Raw genomic sequence first — 20780 nt, forward strand, 5'->3', positions numbered from 1 at the left:
CAATTATATGTAATTAATACATACTATACTAAAGGATTTCATTTATTTATAAGGGGGAAGGGAAGTAATGAAAACACTTGTAATTGTAGCACATCCTGATATTGAAAAATCACAGATTAATAAAAGATGGGTAGAAGAATTGGAGAAACATTCTGATGAGATAACAGTTCACCAATTGTATAAAACAGCTTCTAATTGGGAATTTGATATTGAGTATGAACAAAGGCTATTATTAGAACATGATCGTTACATATTTCAATTTCCGTTCTATTGGTATAGTTCACCACCATTATTAAAGAAGTGGTTTGATGATGTGCTGACGTATGGTTTTGCGTATGGCTCTACAGGAGATAAAGTACGTGATAAAGAATTCGGTTTGGCAATTTCCATAGGCGGATTAGAATCTCAGTATCAAGGTGAGTTTACAATGGATGAACTAACAAAACCATTCCAGTCGACTTGCTTATACACAGGTATGAAGTTTATACCTATGTTTACTTTATACGGAGCAGAGTATCAACTAAAGGATGAAGATATCGAAAAAAGTGCAGCCCAGTATGTGAAATATGTTATGAATAAAAGTAGTCTTCATATATGAGTCGAAAAAATCCCGGTTCCTTTATAGGTATTGGGATTTTTTATGTATTTAATTAATTTTATCAAGTTTAATCTTTAGTAAATTAATAGTTAATGTAGTAAAATAAAAATCTAAAAAATGAAAAAGGGGCGTTTTTCTTGCGTACAATGCAACAACTTTTACAAAAACGAGTAAAACAATCAGCGAGTGTAGAAGCACTTGTGGGAGGAGGAAACAGATATTCATTTGAAGAATATAATGAACGAGTAAATCAACTTGCAAATTATTTGTTAGAGAAAGGCGTTCAAAAGGGAGATCGCATAGGGATTTTGTGCAAGAATAATCATCCGTTTCCAACAATTATGATGGCGAGCTTAAAAATCGGAGCGGTACTCATACCGTTTAATCGTCAACTTACTTCGTATGAATTAGAGACGATTGTACAAGAAGCAAAACTAAAAGTGTTATTTTATGATATTGAATTTCAAGAGATATTATTGGAAATTGAGGCAGTAAAAGAGATTCATATGACAATAGAAACTGGATTTGAGATGGAGATATCACAGTCATTTGAATTATTATTACAAGATCAGCCGAAAATTGAACCAGCTGTAATCGTTCATGAAGACGATGATGCTATTTTTTTATTCACTTCTGGAACAACAGGAAATGCGAAAGCTTGTGTAATTGGTCATAAAAATTTATATAACTATTTTACTGAGGTTGTCGGACAAAGAGAAATTCCAGTAGGAGAACGATTCCTTTCTGTACATCCGCTCTTTCATATGAGCGGTGTCCTTTCTATATTAAATTGTATTTATCATGGTATTACAATGATTTTTCTTTCTGATTCAGACCCTGCTCTTATTTGGGATACAATTGAAAAAGAGAAAATTACAACGATGCTTGCATTCCCAGCTGTATATAGTTATATGCTGGATGAGTTAAATAAAAAAGAACGAGATATTTCTTCTTTCAAAGTAGCGCAGAGTGGTGGTACAAAAGTATCTGAGAGTATTATACAGCGCTATGCAGAGAAAGGGATATTTATGGTGCAAGCATATGGAAGTACAGAAGGATGGGTTGTTAGCTCATGGCGTTCAGACATGGGAGAAGAAAAAATGTCTTCTGTAGGAAAGCCAATTAAGAATGTGGAAATAAAAATTATTCACCCTGACACAGGTGACCAATTACCTAAAAAGGAAGTTGGAGAAATTCTTGTGAAAAGCCCCTATATGTTTAAAGGCTATTGGAATAATGAAAAGGCCACAAATAAAGTTTTGAAGGACAGTTGGTTTTATATGGGGGATGCTGGTATGTTAGATGAAGACGGCTTTTTATACATAATGGGAAGATATAAAGATGTAATTGTACACGGCGGCGATAATGTATACCCAGATCAAGTAGAAGAAGTTATCCATGAAATAAAAGGTGTGTTGGAAGTCGCTGTAGTCGGAATCACTGATGACTTTTGGGGAGAGATTCCAAGGGCCTATATTGTTAAAAATCTACAAATATCTTTAACAGAAGAAGAGGTTATTCAGTACTGTAAACAAAAATTAGCAAGCTATAAAATACCGCAAGTAGTGTTTGTTGAGAGTTTACCGAAAAATGCACTAGGTAAAGTGTTGAAAAGAGAGTTAAAGAGCGGTGTTTTTGTAAACTAAAAACGGAAAGTAAATAGCAGGTTTGGTTCTTCATTTATGTTAAAAAGTCCAGTTATGTTTTTATACATAACTGGACTTTATTGTTTTAGAGGGAATAGATGAATAATATTGATTTACTAAATTTCGTATTTTATATAAAAAGTAAATAATATTCTGACAATAAATATGGACAGTTGATTGAGAATAGCATTTGTGGAGGAAAGTATCTAGAGGTAAAGGAAGAGATACAAAATGAAACAACCATTATTGCAAGTAGAGACAGAAAGACTTATTATTCGACCTTTTCGAGAAGAGGACTATGTAAATTGGTATGAGGGATTTAATAATCGGTTACCATCCCGATATCAATACGATGATGGTTATCGTGAACATAATGTACAATCTTACAATTGTTCAAAACATATTTGGCCCTTCGAAAAAAGTACTAAATGGTTTGCCGAATGCAGTAACAATTGAAGAAATGGATGAAGATTCTTTTTTTAATGCTCAAAATTATAAAGAGAAGATAAAAAGATTTGTAGAGGTTTGTTCAAGTTGGAATATAAAAAGAGCAAGCATTTTACTAGATAAAAGTTTCAACAGTTATACTCCGAGTGCAAAAGTGTTACGTGAATTTGGCTTTGAGCTTTATGCAGCGAAAATAGAAGTGTTTCGAGAAATTATGAATATAGAAACTCCAAAGAAACAGTATGATTTTCGCTCTATAGACGAAGGGACATTGTCTGAAAAGGAATTTAAGTTGCTTTGGGAGCGATGCATGTCAGGTTCGGATAATAAATCATCAATTCTCAATATCGATGAACATTTTTATTCTATCCAAACAGAATTAGGCGAGGGCTGGAAAAAAGCATGTATTGTTTTTTGTGAAAAGAACAAACCAATTGGAATATCCATTCCACACATTGAACCTGGAACGAAAGATGAAGGGCGATTGTTTTATTTTGGACTATTGCCAGAGGAACGTGGAAAAGGACTTAGTATCCATATCCATCTTCAATCTTTATACATGTTAAAACAAATGGGAGCTACTTATTATATAGGAAGTACCCATATGATAAATGAAAAGATGAAAAAGATTTTTTGGAAAAACGGATGCTCTATAAGGACAGAAACGGAACTGCATTGTAAAATTTTTAAATAAATTCAGGAGATGAGAAAATGAAGGGAATAAAAGTTTTTCATTATGATGCATTTAGCAATAAGCCAAACATGGGAAATCCAGCTGGTCTTGTAATAGATGCAGAAGGATTAACAGATGATGAAATGCAGTGTACGTAGATGAGTTTCAGATTTTAATTTAAATTTAAAAGTATGAAATAAAAAAGTTCGGCACGCAACCGAACTTTTTTCATTTGTTTATGACTTCGATAAAAGATGCATTTTCATTTTGCCGAATTACGGAATGAAACTTTTTATTTTCTAGTCTCTCAGCAACTTTCTCTAACTGCCTCGCATCATCATGATGGATAAGTAAACTATCTGCGCCACTTTCTTCGATGTGGATATGCTCAATATTACCGATGGCTTCATTTACAGCTTGTAAAAAATCGGGTTTCATATATGTCCTCCTATATGTATAGGTATTTTTTATAGCATTCCCTTATTTATAAAATATAAAAGGTAACGTTGTGAATGTAAGAGAGTATAATCTATCGATATTTGGAAAGTGTAAAGGGATTTTTGTGAAGATAAAGTATAGCTAGAATAGATTATCTAAAAAATATTTGGAATAAAAGGGAGGAAAAGTATGACAATGATATACACAAACTATGGAGAAGAAAGGGTGAAGTTAACATGGAAAAAAGCAGATATACTACCGGAGTATACAAGGATTACGAGTGTACATGGTTTTTGTTTTTATAAAGGTAAGATTGTATTAATAGACCACCCTAAGCGTAGTTGGGATTTTCCTGGAGGACATATAGAAAAGAATGAAACATCAGAAGAATGTTTGCAGAGGGAAGTATGGGAAGAAGGGTATGTAAAGGGAGAATGTACCTTGCTTGGATATATTATTGTAGACCATAGTGAAAATCCGAATTGGAATGAAGATGGTCCGTATCCTAAAATAGGATATCAACCTTTTTATCGGATGGATATCACAGAAGTGCATGATTTTAGCGGAGAGTATGAATCGGGTAGAAGAATATTTGTGAAGCCGAGCGAGGTTACAGTATATTATCCAAAGTGGAATGAGATTTATAATGAAATATTAGCTTCTGCATTATCGGTTTCAGAAAGATGAAGATTGCTTTTTCTATAATATAAAGATTTTTAAAGGTTTTTTCTTGTATTTGTCAAATAATAATAAAGTCGTTTCATTTACAGTAGCAGTTTTAGTAGGAGTTCACTTTTTACCATACGTTTGGATCTATGAGAGTAAGAGTTATGGATTGCTGTCAGTTGGTACAGTATTAGTAACATCCATATGTGGTGTTTTCTTTGTAGAAAAAGGGTTTATGGCAATACCGATTGCAGTTACAACTGTTTATGTAATTATAATTGTAGGTTTATCTATTGAAAATAAAAAAGTAGGAAATCAACGGAATGATAAAATGACAGCTTAAAAGAGTAAAAAACAAAATGGGGATAGGAGAATGATTATGAAAAACTTTATTTGTACAACATGCGGTGTGCAATATGCGGCGAGTGTAGAAGAACCGATGAATTGTATGATTTGCAATGAGGAGAGACAATATATTAATCCGAAAGGTCAATCTTGGACGACACTGGAAGATTTACAAGAGAGTCATACATATAAAAATGAAATAATCGAGGAAGAGGTAGGGCTTTATAGTATTACAACAAAACCAGAATTTGCGATTGGTCAAATAACTTACTTTGTAAAAACGGAATCGTATAATTTGTTATGGGATTGTATTACTTATTTTGATGAAACTACAATTGAGAAAGTAAAAGAATTAGGAGGATTGAATGCAATTGCATTATCCCATCCACACTATTATTCTACTCAAGTAGAGTGGGCAGAAACATTTGATGTACCGATATATATACATGAAGATGATAAACAATGGGTTACGCGTCCAAGTAAACATATTGTTTTTTGGTCAGGAGAATCACTGCAATTATCTGATGGATTAACTGTACATCGTCTAGGTGGACATTTTAAAGGTGGTTCCGTCTTACATTGGTCACAAGGGAATGATGGGAAAGGGATTTTATTAACAGGCGATATTATTCAAGTTGTAGCGGATCAGCAGTGGGTGAGCTTTATGTACAGTTATCCAAACTTAATTCCGTTACCAGCAAATAAGGTCGAAGAGATGGCTAAAAGGGTGAAGTCACTGCCTTTTAATCGTTTATACAACGCTTTTCATCGAGTAGTTAAAGAGGATGCAAATGAAGCTGTTCAGCGTTCCGCACAGCGTTATATTGCTGCGTTAGAAGGTGAATTATTTTATACATAAAAAGGAGAAACGTAAATGAATACATTAGTATGCTTTGGGGACAGTATTACCGCTGGTGAAACATTTTGGGATGGGAAGCCAAGGTTAACACCGCATTTACAAGAGCAGTTTCCAAATTGGAATGTAGTAAATGCGGGAGTCTCTGGTGACAATACGTTTGATGCTTTGCAAAGAATAGAAGAAGATGTTTTATCTTTTGAACCGACGTTTGTAACGGTCTTTTTTGGTGCAAATGATGCGGCTTTCCATAAACAAGTATCGCTACAAGAATATAAAGAAAATTTAATCGGAATTGTGAATGAAATTTCTCCTGAAAAGGTACTTCTAATTAGTCCGGCACCAGTGGATGAAGAAAGGCAGCATGCAAGAACAAATGAAGTATTAGGACATTATGTAAAAGTGATGGAAGAAGTAGCAACACAAACAGGAAGTTATTTTCTTGATTTACATTCTCATATGATTCAGGAGTTGAACTATAAGAGATTTGTAGAAAATGAAGAGCGTGATGGACTGCATTTTGGAGTGGTTGGCTATGAATACTTATCAGAGTTAATCGGAGATAAGTTAAAAGGAATTTTAAAATAAATGTTATAAAGAAAAAAGCAAAGCTACGAATAGCTTTGCTTTTATTGTTTCTTTTTCGGTCTACGTACTAATTCACCACCACAGTTTGGACAAACTTGATGCGTTTTTTCTGTGCATGGTGCACAGAATGTACATTCATAAGTGCAAATGTAAGCTTCTGAATTTGTTTGAAGAGAAGTATTGCATGTTTGACAGTTCGTTTTCATTTCTAATGCCATATTAGTTCCTCCTGTTGTATGAATGTTTATAATTTAATGATAATATAAACGAGAGAATATCGCCTTTTCATATGAAAGTATATTAGGAAGTTAGAGTAACATTTGAAATGAAATGTGATGTTTTATTTATAAAGTGAATTTGAACTAATTGATTAAATGGAGTTTAAACCAATTCTATAAGTTTATCGGTTGTTAAAACGGTAGCAAACATTTCATGGAGGCTTACTAATGCTATATTATGGATATCTTCTGCATGATAGTAATTTTCATCGTATGCAATACGGTCAAATGTAGCGGTGGCATCTGAAATAACATAAGTTAAAAATCCTAAATTACCAGCCATACGTACAGAAGTGGATATACAATAGTCTGTCGTTAAACCAATAATGACGGCAGTATCATAATTGTGTTCTCGTAAATATATTTCTAAATTGGTTCCGATAAAAGCGCTATTCACATTTTTTTGAAAGACTGGTTCATCTACAAGCGGAGTAGCAAAATCTTTAAATTCACTTCCGCTGCTTTCTTTTCTTAATGGGTGATCTTCTTTATTTGAGATGTGCTGTACATGAATTACAGGACGATTTGTTTTTCTCCATGTTTGTAATATAAGCTCCATGTTTGTTTCAGCATGTATATTATTGCGTTGTCCCCAGTAAGAATCATCGAATCCTTTTTGAATGTCAACTAGAATAAGTGCAGCATTTTTAGGTAATCGATTCATTTGTTATTCCCCTTTTCAAAAATGATTTATTTTCCATATGGTAATGATATCAATTATTGCAAAAGTAGAGAATTTCCAGTATTTTTGAAGGGTATAACAAAAAGTTTGAACAAGGGGATATAGAGGATATAGAGGATGGAGATAGAATGGTTACGGTGTTTTTTACTTTGTTCAGAGTATAAAAGTTTTTCAAAAGTAGCAGAGCATATTCATATGACACAACCAGCAGTAAGTAAACAAATAAAGAAGTTAGAAGCTGAATTAGAAGTAGAATTATTAAGTAGATCCCCACAAGGTATAGAATTAACAGAAGCAGGGATTTATTTTCGAAAAAGAATCATTCCATTTGTTAAAGAATGGGAGGGTATGAAGCGAGAAATGAAAGCTATGGGGGAATTCACACATGTAATGTTAGGCTTACTACCGAGTCTTGCAGCGTTTTATCTTCCTAACAAACTTGTTGGTGATAAGAATGGGAAAGTTAAAATAGAAACAAAAGTGTACGATATGTCTAAAGAAATTATGGAAGATATGTTATCAGGGAAGTTGGATGCTGCTTTAGTAGATGAAAAATGGGTGCCAAAAAACCTTTGGTATAGGAAATTATTTGTAGAGCCGTATGATGTAGTTTTCCAGAAGACACATCCGCTTAGTAAAAGAGAAGATGTATTTATAAGAGAATTATTATCAGAGAATCTAGTTATGTATCCGATTGGTTGCGATATTCGAAGAGCGATTACAGAAGAGTTTGATAGACTGAAAGCAGAACCTAATATTAGTTCTGAGGTATCGTTTCGAGACTTTATTCTTGGTATGGTTGCTGCAGGGGCAGGAATTACAATTGTTCCACGAACGATTTCAGAGCGTATTGAACATTTGCCGCTTTGTACAATACCAATTCGAGATTTTCAGAAACAGAGAACGATTTATTTGATTGCAAGAACTGAAAAGATTGGTAAAGTACTCTTTAAAATATTTACAAAAGCTCATGTTTAATTGATGAAAGACATTTTTTAATACAAGTGAATTTACACAAAACGATTTATTTTATATCCTTATCTATATAAAATTACACAAGTAATACAGCAACAGGGGGTCCATGTTTTGTTAGAAGACAATAAGTATTTAGATTCAAAAAATAGTGTGAGTTTTAATAGTCTACGAGCTGATTGTGAGAAATGCTTCGGTTTATGTTGCGTTGCACTACCTTTCGCAGCTTCAGTCGATTTTGCAGTTAATAAGGATGCTGGGAAACCTTGTTCAAATCTTCAGTCAGATTTTAGGTGCAGTATTCATAAAAATCTTAGAGGAAAAGGATTTAAAGGGTGTACGGTTTTCGAATGTTTCGGTGCAGGGCAAAAGGTTTCACAGGTAACCTTCGAAGGTATCGACTGGCGTAAAAGCCCAGAACACGCGAAAAAAATGTATGATGTTTTTCCGATTATGCATCAGCTTCATGAGATGCTTTGGTATTTGAATGAAGCTTTAATGTTAAAAGCAACACGGACAATTCATAGGGAGATTAGCCTTGCGATTGATGAGACGGAGAGACTTTCACAGCTTAGCACAGATTCACTGATGGATGTAAATGTTCCATTACATCGAGCTGGTATAAATGAACTTCTTCTAAAAACAAGTGAGCTAGTATGGAAGGAGTCGTGTCAGCAGTATGAGAATTCGAAAAAGAATAAGAGGATTAATCATCGAGGAGCGAATTTGATGGGTGCAAAGCTTAGAAAAGCAGATCTTAGGGGAGCGAATTTAAGAGGGACATATCTGATTGCAGCTGATCTTCGAGACGCCGATTTGAGAGCTGCTGATCTTATCGGTGCGGATTTACGAGATGCAGATCTTCGAGGAGCAAATTTTACTGATAGTATTTTTCTCACTCAAGTTCAAATTAACGCAGCGAAGGGTGATGCACATACGAAATTACCCAAAATACTTTCTCGTCCAACGCATTGGTCTGTTTGAGAAAATTAAATAGGTTCTCTAGTAGAAGAGAATAAAAACAACACAGGCTGTTTTCATGGCCCGTGTTGTTTTTATTCATGTTACTTTTTCTTTTCGAGAGTGGTGATGATTACGCTAAGTATAATAAGAGTACCACCAATAAAGAAGTTGCGGTTTAATGTTTCATTTAATAACAGCCATCCTAGTAAGGAACCAACGATTGGCTGAAAAAAGAAAAATAGTGAGCCAATGCTAGCATCCATGAGCTCTAGCCCTTTATTCCACAGAAAAAAGGCACCCGCAGTGGAAATGATCCCTAAATATAGTACGCCTAACAATACATAGATATCCAAATTTTCAACTGGATTTGATTGTAATTCCCAAATCATACAAGGCGTAATGAAAAATAATGCAAAGAAAATTGCGTAAGTTGTAATGACTAAGGATGAAAAGCGTGCAGAAGCAATTTTTACATAAATAGATAGTAAAGCCCACGTAATAGCAGCTCCAACTAAAATGAGTGTTCCAATAAAATATGAACCAACTTCTATATCCCATCCAATGACAATGATGACACCTATTGTAGCTAAAATGGTAGAGAATACTCTACGAGCAGTTAGTCTCTCTTTCAAAATCAAAGTAGCGAATACGACCATAAAGGCTGGAGTGGCTGATGTAACTAAAGAGCCTGTGTGGGCATCTGATAATTTCGTCCCAATAAATTGACATGTGATCGAGATGAAATAACCAATGAAACCGATCCAAGCAAAAAGTAACCAGTCTTGTTTATGAATACGTATTTTCTTTTTATGTTTTCGTTCTGCTATTTTCAAAATCATATATAAAACGAAAAAAGCGATGATAAAGCGAAGCCAGACAAGTGTAAGTGGGGGAACAAAGTCTAGTACATATTTACTTACAACGTACATACCACCCCAAATACTTGCTGCAAGTGATAAACATATAGCTCCAAAAATTGTTTGTTTCATAGTGAAGTACCTCCGTCTATTTTTAGGATTGTATTAGGATCCCTAAGACGAGGCATATTTTAATTGTTATACAAATGCCCGCCTTAGTTTATAGACGGCCAACAGGCTGATCGTTTTCGAATAAATGATTGAAGTACATACGTATTCTCCTTCCTGTGTGAAGTAATATATAATAAGATTATAACTTAATTTTCAGATTAATGGAGGGTGTTATGAAATATATTGTCATTCAATCACATGTAAGTAATTATCCCAATCCTATTTCTCTAGAAAAAGGGGATACAGTTTTAATCGGCAATAAATATGTAGGCCCTGAAAACTGGAACAATTGGGTATATTGCTACGAAGAGCGTAATAATCGGGAAGGCTGGGTGCCAGAGCAAATCATACATAGTAAATCAAAGAGTGTAGGATTCATTATAGAAAGATATACGGCGAAAGAATTGAATGTCAATGTAGGGGAGATTCTTGTTGGTTCTAAAGAGTTGAATGGATGGATATGGTGTGAAAATGTAGATAAGGAGGCAGAAGGATGGGTTCCAAAACAAAATTTAGGCATCTCTTAATAAATTAGGAGGAAAAATGTATTGGATCGAAGGAATCATAATGGTCGACGATCCAAACTATGGTTATCAGGAGCCACGGTGTGAAGTGCCTTTAGTAAAGCAAAGATATCATGGTTACTTACCAGCCGATTGGGGAGTTTGAAAAAGAGGAAGATTTATTCATAATCATGGACATGGTAACTATATGGCAGAAAGGCATCTAGCAGCTCATGAATTTATGTCATATCCACCTCTTGCTTTTATTTTACGGTTCGGTTTTAGTCCTTGGAATGATGCGATAAGGAAGAGGAAATTACAAATTGGTCCAACTCTTTCAGAGGCGAGTAAAAGTGCTGGTCTGGGAACACATCATGTAATTACATCAGACAAGTTAGAAGAACTTTATAGAAACGTAGCGAAAGGTACAAAAGATTTACGATTCGCTACTGAATATCAAAATATTTTTCCATAGGTTACAGTTAATCATCACATATTGACCTTGTTAATGTGAAGTATTCAAAAAAGTATCCCACCACAAAATTGTTTCTTTAATTCCCGTATCTATATCATATTTTGGAGTCCATTTTGCTTCGTTTTTTAGCCGTTCAATATTAGCGCCAACAAACAATGGTTCACTTTTTGGGAAAGAAATGGCTCCTAGTTTTATTAAATGTTCTTTCCCTATTTTTTTTGCAATAATAGAAGCCAGTTCTTTAACTTGAACAGGGTGACCAGAAGCAACGTTTACAGTACCTTGTATATCACTGTTTAATAATGAAATGAGCGCGTCAGCCACATCGCTCACATAGAGAAAGTCTCTGTATTGTTTTCCGTGTGTACACAAAGCTTCCTCATTTTTTAATAAAGAGACGATAATATTAGATACTAGACGATTACCAGCTTCATAAGGACCATATAAATGAAAAATTCTTCCCCAACACATGCTTAGCCCAGTTTGTTCGGAATAAGATTGTAACCATGAGCGTAATGTGTTTTTACACAATGAATAAGGTGTTTTATAGGAGAGGAGCATTGAATCTTCTGATAAGATACCATTAATCCATTCATATTCGGCCCCTGTACCAGCTACTACTATTCTTTGGCCACCAGAGTTTGAAAAATATTGAATTAATGAAATGCTGGATTGTAGCCAATAATAATTATTGATAGATTGATAACATTGTGGGGGGACAGCTTCCCATGCCAAATGAACGAGGTGGGAAGGTCTTATATCGTAAATAAGGTCTTTTACTTCTTCATTATGAAGTAAATTTACTTTGTGCCAATTACATGAAATATTAGAAGGTTTGTTGCTGTAATAAGTGGCATGCACTTCATAACCCATTTTGATTAATGACGTTACTACGTATTTACCAATCCAGCCATTTCCACCTGTTACAAGGATTTTTTTCATATTTAAATCACTTCTACTTTCGGTATAACAACTAAAAATTTCCCGCCCCATTCATGAATAAAGGAGCATTCTTCCATAATTTCGTCCTTTAAGTTCCACGGTAAAATGAGAATGTAATCTGGTTTTGTTTGTTTTATTTCTTCAGGATCTTTAATAGGGATTCGAGTACCTGGTAAATATAATCCTTGCTTATGAGGATTTTTATCTACTGTATAAGAAAGAAACTCTTTACCAAGTCCACAAAAATTTAAAAGCGTATTTCCTTTGGCCGGTGCTCCATAACCTACAATTTGTTTGTTTAAGGATTTTGCTGTAATAAAAAATTTTAAAATATCTATTTTTAACTGCTCTACTTGTTTAGAGAATAGAAGGTAACAATCTAATTTGTGGAGTCCATGGTGTGTTTCTTTTTGAATCAATTTTGTAACATTAGAATGGATCAATTCATCTTTGTTCTCATGTTTGATAAATAACCGTAATGAGCCGCCATGTGTAGAAAGTTCTTCTACATCTATCACTTGTAATTTATGATGGGACAGTATTTTTTGAAGAAATATAAGTGAAAAATAAGAAAAGTGCTCGTGATAAATTGTATCGAATTGCTTATAAGAAATGAGGTTTAATACATGTGGAAATTCAATTGTGATTACACCATCTGGTTTTAACAATGTTTTTAAACCTGCAATAAAATCATGTAAATCAGGAACGTGAGCTAATACGTTGTTAGCTATAATTAAGTCGCCTTGATAATTTTCGGATAGTAATTGTTTCGCTAAATCACTTCCGAAAAATTCGCTTTTAGTAGGAATGCCTTTTTGAATGGAAACCTCTGCAACATTTTTTGCCGGCTCAATCCCTAACGTACGAATCTTTTGTTTTTGGAAGTATTGCAATAAATATCCGTCATTACTTGCAATCTCAATAACTTGTGAATTTGGCGTTAAATTAAACCGTTTGATCGCCATTTCTACGTATTGTTTTGCATGTAATAGCCAACTTGATGAGTAAGAGCTGAAGTATAGATAGTCATTGAAAATGTGCTGTGGTGATTCAAATTCATCTAATTGTACAAGCAAGCAAGTGTCACAAACAAACGTATGAAGTGGATAAAACGGTTCCATTTTATCTAAATTTTTTTGGAGCACAAATGAATTAGCAAGAGGAGAAACACCTAAATCTAAAAAGGTATGTGTCAGCAATGAATGACAAAAACGACATTTTTTATGTGACATTTTTTATAGACTCCTTATATGGTTTTAAACGTATCGATTTGTTTACGAGTAAATGATGCAATATCCTCTTCATTGACATATTTTTGATACCATTCAACAGTCCAAGAAATAGATTCTTTAGTTGATAATTTTGGAACCCATCCTAATTCTTTCATCGATTTATTGCTATCAAGTGTTAAAACAGATGATTCGTAAGGGGAAGAGTCAGTAGGAGAGATAATTTCTAATTTTTTATTCCACAGCTTCATTGTCATATTGACGAACTCATTTACTGTCATATGAGGCTGATTGACTGGACCGAAATTCCAAGCTGCTGCATATTTAGGGGTTTTCCATATTTTTTCAGCAAGGAGCAAATAACCATGTAAAGGGTCTAAAACATGTTGCCATGGACGAATTGCATTAGGATTTCTGATACTAAGTTTGTTCGAATTTATATAGGCTCTCACCATGTCTGGAAATAGTCGGTCTTCAGCCCAATCTCCACCGCCAATAACATTACCTGCTCGTACGGAGGCTAACTTTGGTGAAGAAGAGTCTTTAAGATGAAAAAATGATTTTTGGTAAGAGGTTGTAACTAATTCTGCGCAGGCTTTACTTGCACTGTATGGATCATGTCCTCCTAGTCGGTCGTTTTCTTCAAAGGAGTGGTTCCCAAACCCATCATTTTCATAACACTTGTCACTTGTTACGTTAATAATCACGTGCACGCTTTGTACATTCTTTGCTGCTTCTAATAGATGTACGGTACCTAAAACATTGGTTTTAAATGTATCAATCGGATTTTTGTATGATGTTTGCACTAAGGGCTGTGCAGCCAAGTGAAAAATAATCTCAGGCTTGTAATCCTTAATTGCTTGCAATAAAGAAGGGAAATGAGTGATGTCTCCCTTTATAGATTTACATTCTGTTGTCGCTTGTGTTAATTCAAATAAATTAGGGGATGATGGCGGATGAAAAGAGTAGCCGCTTACATCTGCACCTAGTGATGCTAACCATAAAGTAAGCCAAGTTCCTTTAAATCCGGTATGACCGGTAATAAAAACCTTTTTCTTATACCAAAAAGATGTATCGATCATACTACCAAACCTTCCAAGGTGCATTTTTATTTTCCCATAACTCCACTAACTTTTTCTTATCACGTAATGTGTCCATTGGCTGCCAAAATCCATTATGTTTATAGGCATGTAACTGTTTATGATTAGCTAATTGAACTAATACATCAGTTTCCCAAACGGAGCTATCATCGAGAATATAATTAAAAACGGCAGGATTTAAAACAAAAAATCCCCCATTAATCCAGCCGCCATCTCCTAAAGGTTTCTCCTTAAATTCCAAAACCGTTTGATTTTGAAGTATAAGAGAACCAAATCTGCCAGGAGGTTGAACAGCAGTAACGGTAGCGAGTTTTCCATGTTTTTTATGATATTGAATGAGTTCATTTATATTTACATTGCTTAATCCATCTCCATAAGTAAGACAAAACGGTTCATCACCAACATAATTTTGTATTCTTTTAATACGTCCACCAGTTTCTGTATTTTCACCTGTATTAATGAGTGTTATCTTCCAAGGTTCTGTATTACTTGAGTGATTTGTAATTTCGTTTTTATTCATATCGATAGTGAAATCTGACATGTACCAGTTATAATTTAAAAAGAATTCTTTAATTACATGTCCTTTATAGCCTAAACAGATGATAAAGTCGTTAATTCCATAGTGACTAAACAATTTCATGATATGCCAAAGAATTGGTTTTGCTCCTATTTCAATCATCGGTTTTGGTTTTAGATGCGTCTCTTCCCCAATTCGCGTGCCATATCCACCTGCAAGAATAACGGCTTTCATTTTTTCCCTCCTATAACTGTAGAAGAATTTTTAGAACGAATTTCCTCTTCTTACATTATTCAACTTTTTATTTAATGGTGTTGTATTTAGGTAAAAAGATAAAAAAACAGTACGATTCTCCATTTTTATGGGAAACCATACTGTAAAATGAAACTAATAAAAATGAATGTATTCATAAAAGAATTTGCTTCAGCAATGGATGGATTATAGGAATGGAAGGGGGATCTTAGTATATTCTTTTTTATATTCAATAGGAGCTATAAATCAGGAAATAAAATTTTATATTCTGGAATTAAACGAAGATCTTGAGTGGCACTAGCATATGTTAGAAATCTTTCATCTAGTTCTTTTGATAAGGCTAGATGGTAAGTTCCTAGTCCATGTTGAATACTGTGTGCAGAAAGGGTAGGACCTATTTGTAATTTCCGTTTTTTCATAGCATCATTCCAAGGGCTGTAAAAAAATTTTAAAATGAAAGCAGGATATAAGTATATGATGAATTTATGTGGTGACCAATGTCTACCAGCTGTATAGCTGCCATGTACATGATTGTGAATGAGTCTACCAACATAAGGTGAAGTAAGATCTTTGGGAAATAAACCGTGGTAGCGCTGTTTAACTAGAGGGAGTTCATATATTGGATCTTTATAACCATAATTAGGATCATCTACCATCACGATTATTCTGATTGAATACATGTTCTCTCCTAAAAGACTAAGTGATAAAAAAAAGTCATCCTTATTAAAACAGCAAAGAAACTCAGTGGTGTTTAATACCATTTTCCATCCTGTCACTTCTGTTTCAATTTCCATAACCTCTTGATCGACTAATATTGCATCAAATTCAGGAACTTTTGAATTTCGGACTTCCCAATGAGGAGCAAACTGTCGACAGATTTCAACAGAACGGTCGGTAGAACCTCTATTAATCAAAATGCCATGATCAAATAATTTTGTATGGTGCATTAACCACCAAGGAAGCAAATATTCTTCGTTATAAAAATGAGAAATTAAGGTTGTAGTAATAAGAATCCCTCCTTTAAAAAATGAATAAAATATTTCAAACATTTACTCTAGTAGCATATGATGCTTATCCATAAAAGCTCTTTAAATAATGTAATGATTATAAAAGGAAATAAATATACGGAAAATGTTATTATAAATCGGGAAATAATAATTGGTATTCTGGAATGGATCGAAGGTCTTGAGTCCCGCGGGCAACTTCTATAAATTTTGTTTCTAATTCTTCTAATGAAGTTGTATAGTGAGGTTTTAACCACTTCCAGCGTGCGGAAAGGGTAGGAGCGATTTGGAGTCTTCGTTTTCGCATAGCATCATTCCAAGGACTGAAATAAAACTTTAAAACGAAAACAGGATACGGATAAACAGTAAACTTATATGAAGATGAATGCCTTCCAGGTGTATAGCTACCATGTTCATAATTATGAATAAGCCTCCAAGAACATCCCGGGTGTGGATCGTAGGGGAAATATCCGTGATATCGTTGCTTCACTAATGGGAGTGAGTATCTTGGTTTTGAATAAATAGAATCAAGGGGATCCACCATTAAGATCAATCTAATTGCATGTATCTGGTTGTTCAAACTAATAAGGGATGTAAAGAACTCACTTTTATTTTGACAACAAAGAAACTCAGTGGTGTTTAATGCCATTTTCCAACCTGTGACCTCTTTTTCAATATCCATTACTTCACGATCCACTTCTACCGCATCAAATTCAGGAACTCTTGAATTTCGGACTTCCCAATGAGGTGCCAATTGGCGACAGATCTCAACAGAACGATCGGTAGAACCTCTATTAATCAAAATGCCATGATCGAATAATTGTATATGGTGCATTAACCACCAAGGAAGCAAATATTCTTCGTTATAGAAATGAGAAATTAAGGTTGTAGTAATAAGAATTCCTCCTTTTAAGAATGAATAAAACATTTCAATACATTAACTCTATTATCATATGATGCTTATCCAAAAAAGTTGTAAAATGAAAAAATTTAAAATGATCTCGTATTTAAAAAATATATTTCAATTTTTATGAAGAAATTATACTGTAAAAAGAATCGAAGTTTGTTTGTGGGAATTTCAAGTTTATTCTAATTTATTATAAATAAAGAATGCATACTATTATAAATGTGAAAGTAATACTTGATATTCTGGAATTAAACGAAGATCTTGAGTCGCTTTAGAAAGTTGTAAAAATGTTTCATCTAGTTGTATTGATGAGGTTAGATGGTGAAGGCCCATACCGCTTTGAATACTGTAGGGTGAAAGAGTGGGTCCAATTTGGAGTTTACGTTTTCGCATTGAATCATTCCAAGGACTATAATAAAACTTCAGAATGAAAACAGGATAATTATAAACAATATGTTTGTATGAAGACCGATGTCTACCAGGTACATAGTTGCCATGTACGTAATTATGGATGAGTCTCCAAGCATAGGTTTGTTGGGGATGGTAAGGAAATACCCCGTGGTGTCGCTGCTTTACTAAAGGAAGATGATAAACAGGATCTGTATAGCCGTGATTAAGATCATCTATCATTAAAATCATTCGTATTGCATACATATTTTGTCCCAAAAGGTTAAGTGATAAAAAAAAGTCATCCTTATTAAAACAGCAAAGAAACTCAGTAGTGTTTAATACCATTTTCCAACCAGTCACTTCTGTTTCAATTTCCATAACCTCATGATCGGCTAATACTGCATCAAATACTGGTACTTTCGAATCGCGTACTTCCCAATGAGGTGCAAATTGACGGCATATTTCAACAGAACGATCGGTAGAACCTCTATTAATCAAAATGCCATGATCGAATAATTGTGTATGGTGCTTTAACCACCAAGGAAGCAAATATTCTTCGTTATAAAAATGAGAAATTAAGGTTGTAGTAATAAGAATCCCTCCTTTAAAAAATGAATAAAATATTTCAATTATATGATGCTTATCCACAAAAGGTTGCTTTATAAACTTAAATGAATATTTTGACTACGAAGTGTGGAGAATAGGCACAAAAATAGTGAAATGAAGCACAATAAAAATAATTTTAATATAACATTTGTATTTCATTATGTAAAATATGTAATAATCATTTTGTTGCAACATAAATAGAGACAAACAAGGGTGTTTGAGAGGAGAAGTTGGATAAGCTTTGCTTTTGAAATATTAATTCGGGCACCAATTGATGTCGTATTTGATTATGTAAATGATGATGAAAAAATAAAAGAGTGGAATACGCTAGTAATTGAAAATCGTTATTCATCAAGTGTAGCAAAAGAAAATCCGCGTGTAGGGGATAAGTATATTACGGTGCAAAAAATTGGAAAGAAAGTTTATGAATTTGAAGTGGAATTATTAGAATATGAAGCGCCATACATCGTTTCAGTTGGTGGTGAGATGAAACAAGGTTATTCTACCACAACATATATTTTAGAAGAAGATGAGACGTTACTTACACTTATTGCAGAATATGAGCCTAGCAATCTTTTTTATAATATTATATATAAGTTAACAGGATGGATGTCACGAGGGTTATATATGCATCAAATTGAACGTTTAGCAGAATGTGTAGAGTCTACATATAATAAAGAAAAAGGGATGTAAGAGTAAAAAAATCTGTAGCGTAATACAGATTTCTTTATTTTAGTTGAATGCAAACCATCACGTTTGACTGTACAGTTTATGTATTGTATGATGTTCTTAATATAAACAAGGGGGGAAGATCGTTGGGAAGGTGTATCGAATCGGACAGTTGGCTCACTTGGCTCACGTGTCGAAACGAACGATTGATTATTATACGAATCTAGGTATCTTAAAAGCGGAGCGATCTCAATCTAATTATCGCTATTACGACGAAACAGCATTTGAAACACTACAATTTATTGAGAAATGCAAAGAAATGCATATGCCGCTTTGTGAGATTAAAGAGAGGATCGAGGAGAAGAAGAAGCTGCTCGGTATCAATGAACACGTTTCGAAACAAATGAATGAAGTGACAGACCATATTCATCGATTGGAAGCAGAGTTAACGGAATTGAAACCTCTGCTAGATGGATTAACTGATTCACAACGTGAAAAAATATCGAAATCTTTATCTGGTCAAACGACAGCTTTAATACAAACACTTATTCTATTATTATAGAATGGATTGTATCTGGCCTCTTTAATTTTTGTATAGCGCTATGTTTTCTAGTGAAATGAAATCAGAAAACATTATAGTATACAGGAGGTGGACACCTTAGTTTTTTAACTAAGGGGATTCATTGGAAATATTTAATTTAGTCATGGTTGCGATTTTAATCGCATTTACTGGATTTTTCGTAGCAGCAGAGTTTGCAATTGTGAAAGTACGTACAAGTCGCATTGATCAGCTTGTTGCGGAAGGAAAACGCGGTGCGTTAGCAGCAAAAAAGGTAACAACGAATTTAGATGAATATTTATCTGCTTGTCAGTTAGGGATTACAGTTACAGCAATGGGACTTGGTTGGTTAGGTGAACCGACAATAGAAAAGCTATTGCATCCATTATTTGAGAAATGGAACCTAAACCCTTCTATTTCACAAGTATTGACTTTTGGTCTTGCATTTATGACAATGACGTATTTGCACGTTGTAGTAGGTGAATTAGCACCGAAAACAATGGCAATTCAAAAGGCTGAAAGAGTAACTTTATTATTTGCTGGACCTTTAATGATGTTCTATAAAGTGATGTATCCGTTTATTTGGATACTGAATGGTTCGGCGCGTGTCGTAACTGGCTTATTCGGCTTGAAACCAGCTTCTGAACATGAAGTAGCACATACGGAAGAAGAATTACGTCTTATTCTTTCAGAGAGCTATGAAAGTGGAGAAATTAATCAAGCAGAATATAAGTATGTAAATAATATCTTTGAATTTGATAACCGCATCGCGAAAGAGATTATGGTGCCACGAACAGAAATCGTTGGTTTCTATCTTGAAGATTCAGTAGAAGAACACATGAAAGTTATCCAAAGTGAACGATATACACGTTATCCGATCTTTGGAGAAGATAAAGATGATATTATCGGTATGGTCAATGTAAAAGATTTCTTTATTCGATATATGAACAACGATCAAGAAGATTTATCATCGATTCGTACGTATATGCGTCCGATTATTGAAGTTATGGAAACAACTCCAATTCATGATTTACTTCTGCAAATGCAGAAAAAGCGAATTCCAATGGCTGTTTTATATGATGAGTACGGAGGGACAGCTGGAATTGTAACGCTTGAAGATATATTGGAGGAAATCGTCGGCGAAATTCGTGATGAATATGATGAAGATGAGCATCCACCAATTCAACATGTAAATGAATATCATAAAATTGTTGACGGGAAAGTGTTGATTACAGAGGTAAAAGACCTATTTGGATTACACATTGAAGAAGATGATGTGGATACAATTGGTGGATGGATTATGATGCAGAATCATGAAATTGAAGAAGGCCAATGCGTTGAGGCTGAGAATTATGAGTTTAAAGTTCTTGAAAAAGATGCTTATCAAATCAAACGCGTTGAAATTCGAAAAATTGATCATCAACAAGAGAAAGCAGCAACTGTGTAA

The 20780-nt window shown here is 34.2% G+C and carries 24 protein-coding genes and 3 pseudogenes; 16 read left to right on the forward strand and 11 right to left on the reverse strand.

From position 1 onward, the window contains the following. Window positions 1–67 precede the first annotated feature (67 nt). From AZF08_RS24235 to AZF08_RS29325, 5 genes and pseudogenes are all read left to right on the forward strand, one after another. Window positions 68–598, forward strand: coding sequence for an NAD(P)H-dependent oxidoreductase (locus AZF08_RS24235; protein WP_033677031.1), 531 nt, complete (start codon window positions 68–70; stop codon window positions 596–598). A 137-nt stretch (window positions 599–735) separates the two neighbouring features. Beyond that, on the forward strand, window positions 736–2244 hold the full coding sequence (locus AZF08_RS24240; RefSeq protein WP_033677029.1) for a class I adenylate-forming enzyme family protein: 1509 nt from the start codon (window positions 736–738) through the stop codon (window positions 2242–2244). 231 nt (window positions 2245–2475) lie between these two features. Further along, a pseudogene (locus AZF08_RS30940) lies at window positions 2476–2613 on the forward strand (GNAT family acetyltransferase); the annotation flags it as partial. Window positions 2614–2617: 4 nt separating this feature from the next. Beyond that, window positions 2618–3385: a GNAT family N-acetyltransferase gene (locus AZF08_RS24245; RefSeq protein ID WP_082246164.1), complete on the forward strand. Its 768-nt coding sequence runs from the start codon at window positions 2618–2620 to the stop codon at window positions 3383–3385. Window positions 3386–3402: 17 nt separating this feature from the next. Continuing rightward, window positions 3403–3513 (forward strand): annotated as a pseudogene (locus AZF08_RS29325) (PhzF family phenazine biosynthesis protein); the annotation flags it as partial. 79 nt (window positions 3514–3592) lie between these two features. Here AZF08_RS29325 and AZF08_RS24250 read toward each other — a convergent pair. Next, window positions 3593–3802 (reverse strand): hypothetical protein, encoded by a 210-nt coding sequence (locus tag AZF08_RS24250; protein ID WP_033677027.1) that lies wholly within the window; start codon window positions 3800–3802, stop codon window positions 3593–3595. 189 nt (window positions 3803–3991) lie between these two features. Between AZF08_RS24250 and AZF08_RS24255 the strand changes: the two genes are divergently transcribed. The 4 genes from AZF08_RS24255 to AZF08_RS24270 are packed head-to-tail and all read left to right on the forward strand — an operon-like array spanning window position 3992 to window position 6257. After that, entirely contained in the window at window positions 3992–4489 is a 498-nt protein-coding gene (locus tag AZF08_RS24255) for an NUDIX domain-containing protein (protein WP_033677025.1), read from the forward strand. A gap of 19 nt (window positions 4490–4508) precedes the next feature. Further along, window positions 4509–4811: a DUF7010 family protein gene (locus tag AZF08_RS24260; protein ID WP_407639509.1), complete on the forward strand. Its 303-nt coding sequence runs from the start codon at window positions 4509–4511 to the stop codon at window positions 4809–4811. A gap of 36 nt (window positions 4812–4847) precedes the next feature. Next, entirely contained in the window at window positions 4848–5672 is an 825-nt protein-coding gene (locus AZF08_RS24265) for an MBL fold metallo-hydrolase (RefSeq protein ID WP_033677023.1), read from the forward strand. A gap of 15 nt (window positions 5673–5687) precedes the next feature. Next, window positions 5688–6257 carry an SGNH/GDSL hydrolase family protein gene (locus AZF08_RS24270; protein ID WP_033677021.1) on the forward strand — a complete coding sequence of 190 codons (570 nt, stop codon included), beginning with the start codon at window positions 5688–5690 and terminating at the stop codon, window positions 6255–6257. A 41-nt stretch (window positions 6258–6298) separates the two neighbouring features. On the opposite strand, the gene AZF08_RS24275 is transcribed toward AZF08_RS24270, so the two are convergent. Both AZF08_RS24275 and AZF08_RS24280 read right to left on the reverse strand, forming a co-directional pair. After that, window positions 6299–6475 carry a DUF1272 domain-containing protein gene (locus AZF08_RS24275; protein WP_033677019.1) on the reverse strand — a complete coding sequence of 59 codons (177 nt, stop codon included), beginning with the start codon at window positions 6473–6475 and terminating at the stop codon, window positions 6299–6301. Between the two features lie 163 nt (window positions 6476–6638). Beyond that, complete coding sequence (locus AZF08_RS24280; RefSeq protein WP_033677018.1) at window positions 6639–7199, reverse strand: cysteine hydrolase family protein; 561 nt, start codon at window positions 7197–7199, stop codon at window positions 6639–6641. Between the two features lie 135 nt (window positions 7200–7334). Here AZF08_RS24280 and AZF08_RS24285 point away from each other — a divergent pair, with 135 nt between their 5' ends. Beyond that, entirely contained in the window at window positions 7335–8195 is an 861-nt protein-coding gene (locus AZF08_RS24285) for a LysR family transcriptional regulator (RefSeq protein ID WP_033677016.1), read from the forward strand. A gap of 108 nt (window positions 8196–8303) precedes the next feature. After that, window positions 8304–9173, forward strand: coding sequence for a pentapeptide repeat-containing protein (locus tag AZF08_RS24290; protein WP_033677014.1), 870 nt, complete (start codon window positions 8304–8306; stop codon window positions 9171–9173). An 80-nt stretch (window positions 9174–9253) separates the two neighbouring features. Here AZF08_RS24290 and AZF08_RS24295 read toward each other — a convergent pair whose 3' ends face one another. Continuing rightward, entirely contained in the window at window positions 9254–10141 is an 888-nt protein-coding gene (locus AZF08_RS24295; RefSeq protein WP_033677013.1) for a DMT family transporter, read from the reverse strand. Between the two features lie 212 nt (window positions 10142–10353). Here AZF08_RS24295 and AZF08_RS24300 point away from each other — a divergent pair, with 212 nt between their 5' ends. Both AZF08_RS24300 and AZF08_RS32290 read left to right on the forward strand, forming a co-directional pair. Further along, window positions 10354–10707, forward strand: coding sequence for an SH3 domain-containing protein (locus AZF08_RS24300; RefSeq protein ID WP_033677011.1), 354 nt, complete (start codon window positions 10354–10356; stop codon window positions 10705–10707). Further along, window positions 10700–11158: pseudogene (locus AZF08_RS32290) on the forward strand (hypothetical protein); the annotation flags it as partial. The gene AZF08_RS24300 and the pseudogene AZF08_RS32290, both read left to right, overlap by 8 nt. A 30-nt stretch (window positions 11159–11188) precedes the next feature. On the opposite strand, the gene AZF08_RS24310 reads toward AZF08_RS32290, so the two are convergent. The 7 genes from AZF08_RS24310 to AZF08_RS24340 all read right to left on the reverse strand — a co-directional run bounded on the left by AZF08_RS24310 (window position 11189) and on the right by AZF08_RS24340 (window position 18090). Next, window positions 11189–12100 carry an NAD-dependent epimerase/dehydratase family protein gene (locus tag AZF08_RS24310; protein ID WP_033677007.1) on the reverse strand — a complete coding sequence of 304 codons (912 nt, stop codon included), beginning with the start codon at window positions 12098–12100 and terminating at the stop codon, window positions 11189–11191. Between the two features lie 2 nt (window positions 12101–12102). Beyond that, entirely contained in the window at window positions 12103–13332 is a 1230-nt protein-coding gene (locus AZF08_RS24315) for a class I SAM-dependent methyltransferase (RefSeq protein WP_033677005.1), read from the reverse strand. Between the two features lie 14 nt (window positions 13333–13346). After that, window positions 13347–14411: a CDP-glucose 4,6-dehydratase gene (rfbG, locus tag AZF08_RS24320; RefSeq protein WP_033677004.1), complete on the reverse strand. Its 1065-nt coding sequence runs from the start codon at window positions 14409–14411 to the stop codon at window positions 13347–13349. A 1-nt stretch (window position 14412) separates the two neighbouring features. Further along, window positions 14413–15180, reverse strand: a complete 768-nt coding sequence (rfbF, locus tag AZF08_RS24325) for a glucose-1-phosphate cytidylyltransferase (RefSeq protein WP_033677002.1) — start codon at window positions 15178–15180, stop codon at window positions 14413–14415. 257 nt (window positions 15181–15437) lie between these two features. Then, complete coding sequence (locus tag AZF08_RS24330; protein WP_063177392.1) at window positions 15438–16247, reverse strand: glycosyltransferase family 2 protein; 810 nt, start codon at window positions 16245–16247, stop codon at window positions 15438–15440. A gap of 88 nt (window positions 16248–16335) precedes the next feature. Continuing rightward, a complete protein-coding gene (locus AZF08_RS24335; RefSeq protein ID WP_153019595.1) occupies window positions 16336–17097 on the reverse strand; it encodes a glycosyltransferase family 2 protein in 762 nt (253 codons plus the stop codon). 225 nt (window positions 17098–17322) lie between these two features. Continuing rightward, entirely contained in the window at window positions 17323–18090 is a 768-nt protein-coding gene (locus tag AZF08_RS24340) for a glycosyltransferase family 2 protein (protein ID WP_063177397.1), read from the reverse strand. Window positions 18091–18339: 249 nt separating this feature from the next. On the opposite strand from AZF08_RS24340, the gene AZF08_RS24345 reads away from it, so the two are divergent. The 3 genes from AZF08_RS24345 (at window position 18340) to AZF08_RS24355 (ending at window position 20780) form a co-directional block, all read left to right on the forward strand. Continuing rightward, window positions 18340–18798 carry an SRPBCC family protein gene (locus AZF08_RS24345; protein ID WP_033675951.1) on the forward strand — a complete coding sequence of 153 codons (459 nt, stop codon included), beginning with the start codon at window positions 18340–18342 and terminating at the stop codon, window positions 18796–18798. A 130-nt stretch (window positions 18799–18928) separates the two neighbouring features. Then, window positions 18929–19336, forward strand: a complete 408-nt coding sequence (locus tag AZF08_RS24350) for a MerR family transcriptional regulator (protein WP_033675940.1) — start codon at window positions 18929–18931, stop codon at window positions 19334–19336. 121 nt (window positions 19337–19457) lie between these two features. Next, window positions 19458–20780 carry a hemolysin family protein gene (locus tag AZF08_RS24355; protein WP_033675939.1) on the forward strand — a complete coding sequence of 441 codons (1323 nt, stop codon included), beginning with the start codon at window positions 19458–19460 and terminating at the stop codon, window positions 20778–20780.

Origin of the sequence: Bacillus gaemokensis, assembly GCF_001590835.1 — a bacterium.
GTDB lineage: Bacteria > Bacillota > Bacilli > Bacillales > Bacillaceae_G > Bacillus_A > Bacillus_A gaemokensis.